This is a genomic window from Streptomyces sp. NPDC005485, from assembly GCF_040606085.1.
Lineage (GTDB): Bacteria > Actinomycetota > Actinomycetes > Streptomycetales > Streptomycetaceae > Streptomyces.
This window is the reverse complement of record NZ_JBEXDZ010000278.1, coordinates 1-5778: the sequence shown is the minus strand read 5'-3', so window position 1 is coordinate 5778 and position 5778 is coordinate 1. Positions and strand designations below refer to the sequence as shown.

Genomic DNA, 5778 nt, shown 5'->3' with positions numbered 1-5778 from the left:
TGAAAGTCCTGTGCGGGACTTTCAAAACACCCCTAGCGCCGCCGTACGCCCGCTTCCTCGCCGTACTCGCCGAGGAGGACGACCCCGAGGGCCGCGCCGGCGAACACCTTGACGGCGCGCAGGGCGTCGCCGACACGGTGGCGGGAGTGACCGCTGCCGTTCAGCGCGGTGGCGCCGGACGGTGCGTGGCGGACAGGGGCCGGGGTGATGGTTGCTGCGCTCATGTATCCATCATGGAATCCGGCCCCCCGGATGGCGTCGGCCTGCGGACCGAACCCGCAGGGCCCTTCGTACGCCTCCGGGGCGCCCCGGGTACACCGCGAGAGGGAGCCCGTCCCCTAGGGGTACGACCCCCGTAAAAACCGTTGGCCCCCACACCTGCCGCTCATCTAGAATCTTCGCTCTTGCCCGCCTCCCTTCACGGAGAGCCGCTGCCCGGACGGAAACCGGGCGGCACCCAGTGATCCCGTTTCGCAGCAGGTTCCCGGAGGCATCCCCTTGTCCAGCCCGTCGACCCCGCCCGCCCCCGCCGACGATCCCGTCGACCCTCTCGATCCCCTCTCCCGCGAGCGGACCCATCTCGCGGACTCCCGCGCCGCACTGCGCGCGATGCGCGAGGACGTGCAGAACCTCGACATCAGCGACGTCACCGCGAACTGGGTGAACGCGGCGATCCTGGAGCGCCAGATCGGCGAGCGCATCAAGGCCCTCGCCGACCTCAGCCACACCCCGCTGTTCTTCGGGCGGCTGGACTATCTGCACGCGCCCGGCGCCGACATGGCGGAGGGCGCGGAGGGCGAGCGCTTCTACATCGGGCGCCGGCATGTGCACGACGCGGGCGGCGACCCGATGGTGATCGACTGGCGTGCCCCGGTGTCCCAGCCGTTCTACCGGGCCTCCAAGAACGACCCGCTGGACGTGGGGCTGCGCCGCCGCTTCGGGTACACGGCCGGCGACCTCACGGCGTACGAGGACGAGCACCTGTCCGACCCGGCCGAGACGGCCGCCACCAGCAAGCTGCTCCAGCAGGAGATCGAGCGCCCGCGCGTGGGCCCGATGCGCGACATCGTGGCGACCATCCAGCCCGAGCAGGACGAGATCGTACGGGCGGGGCTCTCGGGTTCCGTGTGCGTGCAGGGCGGTCCCGGCACCGGGAAGACGGCCGTCGGCCTGCACCGCGTCGCGTATCTCCTCTACGCCCACCGCGACCGGCTCGCCCGCACCGGCACCCTCGTCATCGGACCGAACAGGTCCTTCCTCCACTACATCGAGCAAGTGCTGCCCGCACTGGGCGAGTTGGAGGTCAAGCAGGCCACCGTCGACGACCTGGTCGCCCATGTGGAGGTACGGGGCGCCGACGACGCGACCGCCGCGGTCATCAAGGGCGACGCCCGGATGGCCGAGGTGCTGCGCCGGGCCGTGCGCTCGCACGTGACGCTGCCGACCGAGCCGGTCATGGTGGTGCGCGGCTCGCGGCGCTGGCGCGTTCCGGCGTACGAACTCGAGGAGATCGTACGGGAGTTGATGGGCCGCGACATCCGCTACGGCGCCGCCCGCGAGGCCCTGCCGCAGCGGATCGCGCACGCCGTGCTGGTCCAGATGGAGCGGTCGGGCGAGGCGCCGGACGACCGTGTGCAGGACGCCGTGGCCCGCAACGCCGCGGTGAAGGCCGCGGTGAAGGCGATCTGGCCGCCCGTCGATCCGGCCAAGCTGGTCCTGCGCCTCCTCTGCGACGCGGACTTCCTCGCCACGCACGCGAAGGGGATCCTCGACGCGGACGAGCAGAAGGAGATCCTCTGGCAGAAGCCGGCGCGATCGGTGAAGTCGGCCAAGTGGTCGGCCCCCGACACGGTGTTGATCGACGAGGCGACCGACCTCGTCCAGCGGACGCACTCGCTCGGGCATGTGGTGCTCGACGAGGCGCAGGACCTGTCGCCGATGCAGTACCGGGCGGTGGGGCGGCGCTGCACGACCGGTTCGGCGACCGTCCTCGGCGATCTGGCCCAGGGCACCACGCCCTGGGCGACCCGGAGTTGGGACGAGGCGCTGCGCCACCTCGGTAAGGAGGAAGCCGTCGTCGAGGAGCTGACGGCGGGCTTCCGCGTGCCCACCGACGTCATCACGTACGCGTCCCGGCTGCTGCCGCACATCGCCCCCGGTCTGACGCCGGTCGCCTCGGTCCGGGAGAACCCGGGCTTCTTCGAGGTCCGCCCGGCCACCGGCGACCCCGAGGTGGTCGCCGCCTGTGAGGAGCTGCTGCGCAACGAGGGGTCGATCGGCCTGATCGCGGCGGACGCCCGCATCCCCGCCCTCGCCGAGGCGCTGACGGCGGCCGGGCTGACGTATCTCGGCCCGGGTGAGGAGACGACGGCCGAGACCCGTCTGACCCTCGTTCCGGCCTCGCTCGCCAAGGGCCTGGAGTACGACTACGTGGTCCTGGACGAGCCGCAGGCGGTCGTCGACGGCGAACCGGACGAGCGCACGGGCCTGCGCCGCCTGTACGTGGCCCTGACCCGAGCGGTCTCGGGTCTGATCGTGACGCACGTGGCGCCGCTGCCGCCCCAACTCGGCTAATAGGGCAGGGACTTCAGCAGGGCGTCCAGGAGGCCGGGGAACCGGGCGTCGAGGTCGTCGCGGCGCAGCTGCACATAGCGGTTGCGTCCGACGGCCCGCGTCGAGGTGATGCCGGCCTCGCGCATGATGCGCATGTGGTGCGAGACGGTCGACTTGTGCAGGTGCCCGATGCCCAGCGCGTCGGGGGCGCACGAGTGCGTCTGCCCGCTCGCGTACACCTTCAGCAGCCACAGCCGCACCGGATCACCGAGCGCGTGCAGCACCTTGACCAGTTCGATGTCGTCGGCGTCGGGCTGCGGCAGCTGCTCGCCCTCCTCGACCACTTCCTCGGCCATGGCTCGATCCTCTCTCCGTACCGTTTGACAATCATCCAACAGTCTCTATTGTTTGACCAACGTCAAACCGTTCACGGACTGCTGGGGGACCCGTGCGTCTACGTCTGCTCCTGCTCGCTCTGGGCACTTTCGCCGTCGGCACCGACGGCATGGTGATGGCCGGCATCCTGCCGCTCATCGCCCACGATCTGGACATCTCCATCTCGGTCGCCGGACAACTGGTGACCGTCTTCGCGCTGTCGTACGCGGTCCTCGCGCCCGTACTCGCGACGGCGACCGCCCGCTGGCCGCGCCGCCGGGCCCTGCTCACCGCGCTCACCGTCTTCACCCTCGCCAACGCCCTTACGGCGCTGGCCCCTTCGTACGGCTTCCTGCTCGCCACCCGCGTGCTGGCGGCCGTCGGCGCCGCTCTCTACACGCCCACGGCCAACGCCGTCGCCACCTCGCTCGTCCCGCCGGAGCGGCGCGGGCGGGCCATCGCCGTGGTGATGGGCGGACTGACCGCCGCGACTGCGCTCGGGGTTCCGCTGGGCACATGGATCGGCCGGACCGACTGGCGGCTGACGATGTGGCTCGTGACCGGCCTCGGGGTCGCCGCCTTCACGGGACTGACCCTGCTGCTGCGCGAACTCCCGCAACCCGCAGCCCTGTTGACGCTGCGGGCCCGCGTCGCCCCGCTCGCGAACCCCCGCGTCCTGGGCGCCGCCGTCACCACGTTCCTGGTCTTCCTCGCCTTCCAGACGTCGTACATCTACTACACCGTGGCCACCTACCCCGCGACGGACGGCGACCAGGACCGGCTGACCCTGCTGCTCCTGGTCTCCGGGTTCGCGTCGGTCGGCGGCGGGCAGCTGGGCGGACGGCTGGTGGACCGGTGGGGACCGCGGGCGGTGATCCTGTCCTCGGGCACGGCCTACCTGCTGCTGGCCGCCGCGCAGCCCTGGACCCTGCGCGCCATGCCGACGGCCCTGGCGGCCTCCGCGCTCACCCCGCTCGTCGGCTGGTCGATCGCCGTGGCCCTCACCGCCCGCCTCGCCTCCCTCGACCCCGCGAACGCGCCCCTGCTCATCTCCCTCAACAGCAGCGCGCTCTACCTGGGCATCGCGGCGGCCGGCGGCACCGGAAGTCTCGCGATGTCGCTGTTCGGGGACCGCTGGTTCCTGCTGGTGGGAGCGGGCTTCGCCGCGTTGGCGGTGGTGGTGGCGGCGGTCACGGCACGGGATGCGCGGCCGGAACGGGCCCCGGCGAAGCCCGCTCCCGTACGGGTCTGAGGCACGGGAAGGCCCCCGGTGCGTGTGCGCACCGGGGGCCGTTTCACGCGACCGGCAGGTCTGTTACTTGAACTTGCGGTACATGGCCTGGTAGACGGCCTTGGCGTCACCGCCGAGGCGCGGGCCGGTCAGCGCGCCGCCACCGCCCAGCGAGGTGTTGGACACCAGGTAGTTGCGCCCGCTGTGCGACATGAACCAGGGGCCGCCCGAGGAACCGCCGGTCATCGAGCAGCCGACCTGGTACTCGGCCGGGTACTTGCTCGGGTAGTTCGTGCCGAGGACGTAGCGCTTGGTCGCGCCGCGGCAGTCGTACATCTTCGAGCCCTCGTACGGCGCGCCGGCGGGGTAGCCGCGGACCTTCATGTTCTTGACCTTGTTGGCCGCCGGGGCGTTGAACCACACCGGAAGGGCCGAACCGACCTTCTCCTGCAGCGACTTCTGACCCCTGGGCTGCTGCACGTGGAGGACGGCGTAGTCGTAGGTGGAGGCCCAGGTGCCGCTGTGGCCGGAGCCGCCCTTGATCCAGTTGTTGGACGTGACGGCCCAGTCGGCCCAGAAGCCGCCGTACGGCGAGACGCTGCGGTTGTTGGCGTTCTGCGTCGCCTGCTGGATGTTCAGGTTGCCCTTGTTGTTGAACGACGGGTAGAAGGCGATGTTGCGGTACCAGCCGCCGCCCTTGCCCCCGTGCACGCAGTGGCCCGCGGTCCACACCATGTTCGACTTGCCCGGGTGCTTCGGGTCGCTGACGACCGCGGCCGAGCAGACGTACTCGCCCTCGGGCGTGCTGAAGAACAGCTTGCCCACGACGGCCGCGTTGTGGTGGTACGTCGACTTCACCCGCGTGGCCTTGTACTTCTTGACCGGGCCGTCGGGCTCGTAGGCGTAGACCGCGCCGCCCGAACCGGAGCTCTGGTTGGTCGACTTGGCGATCGTCGGCAGGTCCTCGGTGACGGCCTTGGCCTGGGCGATCCGCTCCGGCGACCAGAAGTCCTTGATGTACGGGTTGGCGAAGTCCTCGGCCTTGGAAGCCCAGTTGCTGTAGTCCTTCCAGCCACCGTTCTTCCACTTGTCGAGGGCGGCACCGGAGAGGTCGGTCGGGATACCCTCGGGCAGCTTGTAGCCGCCGATCGAGGTGCCCCCGTCGTCGTCCGCACCGGTGTCGACGCCCTTGTCGGCCTGAGCCGACGCCGAGGGCTTCGAGTCGGCCGCGTCGTCCTTCTTGTTGTCGTTGCAGGCCGTGGTGGTGACCATGATGGCCGCGACCACGGCTGCGGCGGCCGCGAGCGAGCGGCTGCGTATGGATGGCATGAAGCCTGTCCCCCTGTTGTTCCCACTACTACGTGCACGTGTTTGTCATGCCCCGGTTGAAGCCGGGGCGTCTTTACTATGCACGTACACGCGTGCGGAATGATCCGCGAGCAGGCTTCAGCACACAACAACTACCCGTCGGATATAGATCCGTGACCTGCGCTCAGCCCCGCTCCCCTCACAGGCTCCGGTCCAGCGCCCGCCGCCACTTCTGTACGGCGGCCACCTCGACGGGGGCGGACCAGCCGCGCGGCCGGCCGGCGCCGCCGGGGGGGTCGGGGGCCTTGCCC

At 70.7% G+C, this 5778-nt stretch carries 5 protein-coding genes; 2 read left to right on the top strand and 3 right to left on the bottom strand.

From position 1 onward, the window contains the following. Positions 1 to 32: 32 nt before the first annotated feature. On the bottom strand, positions 33 to 224 hold the full coding sequence (locus tag ABZS97_RS43200; protein WP_356149223.1) for a hypothetical protein: 192 nt from the start codon (positions 222 to 224) through the stop codon (positions 33 to 35). A gap of 274 nt (positions 225 to 498) precedes the next feature. Here ABZS97_RS43200 and ABZS97_RS43195 point away from each other — a divergent pair, with 274 nt between their 5' ends. Next, on the top strand, positions 499 to 2574 hold the full coding sequence (locus ABZS97_RS43195) for an ATP-binding domain-containing protein (protein WP_356149219.1): 2076 nt from the start codon (positions 499 to 501) through the stop codon (positions 2572 to 2574). Here the strand turns inward: ABZS97_RS43195 and ABZS97_RS43190 are convergent. Continuing rightward, entirely contained in the window at positions 2571 to 2909 is a 339-nt protein-coding gene (locus tag ABZS97_RS43190) for a transcriptional regulator (protein WP_356149212.1), read from the bottom strand. The two genes, ABZS97_RS43195 and ABZS97_RS43190, sit on opposite strands and share 4 nt — an antisense overlap. Positions 2910 to 3001: 92 nt before the next feature. Here ABZS97_RS43190 and ABZS97_RS43185 point away from each other — a divergent pair, with 92 nt between their 5' ends. Next, positions 3002 to 4180, top strand: coding sequence for an MFS transporter (locus ABZS97_RS43185; RefSeq protein ID WP_356149208.1), 1179 nt, complete (start codon positions 3002 to 3004; stop codon positions 4178 to 4180). Positions 4181 to 4243: 63 nt separating this feature from the next. Here the strand turns inward: ABZS97_RS43185 and ABZS97_RS43180 are convergent, their stop codons facing one another. Beyond that, positions 4244 to 5488 carry a hypothetical protein gene (locus tag ABZS97_RS43180; RefSeq protein WP_356149205.1) on the bottom strand — a complete coding sequence of 415 codons (1245 nt, stop codon included), beginning with the start codon at positions 5486 to 5488 and terminating at the stop codon, positions 4244 to 4246. Between the last annotated feature and the right edge of the window lie 290 nt (positions 5489 to 5778).

Excerpts from the sequence above, each read along its gene's own strand:
- ABZS97_RS43200 (WP_356149223.1), bottom strand. The coding sequence starts at position 224 with ATGAGCGCAGCAACCATCACCCCGGCCCCTGTCCGCCACGCACCGTCC.
- ABZS97_RS43190 (WP_356149212.1), bottom strand. The coding sequence starts at position 2,909 with ATGGCCGAGGAAGTGGTCGAGGAGGGCGAGCAGCTGCCGCAGCCCGAC.
- ABZS97_RS43180 (WP_356149205.1), bottom strand. The coding sequence starts at position 5,488 with ATGCCATCCATACGCAGCCGCTCGCTCGCGGCCGCCGCAGCCGTGGTC.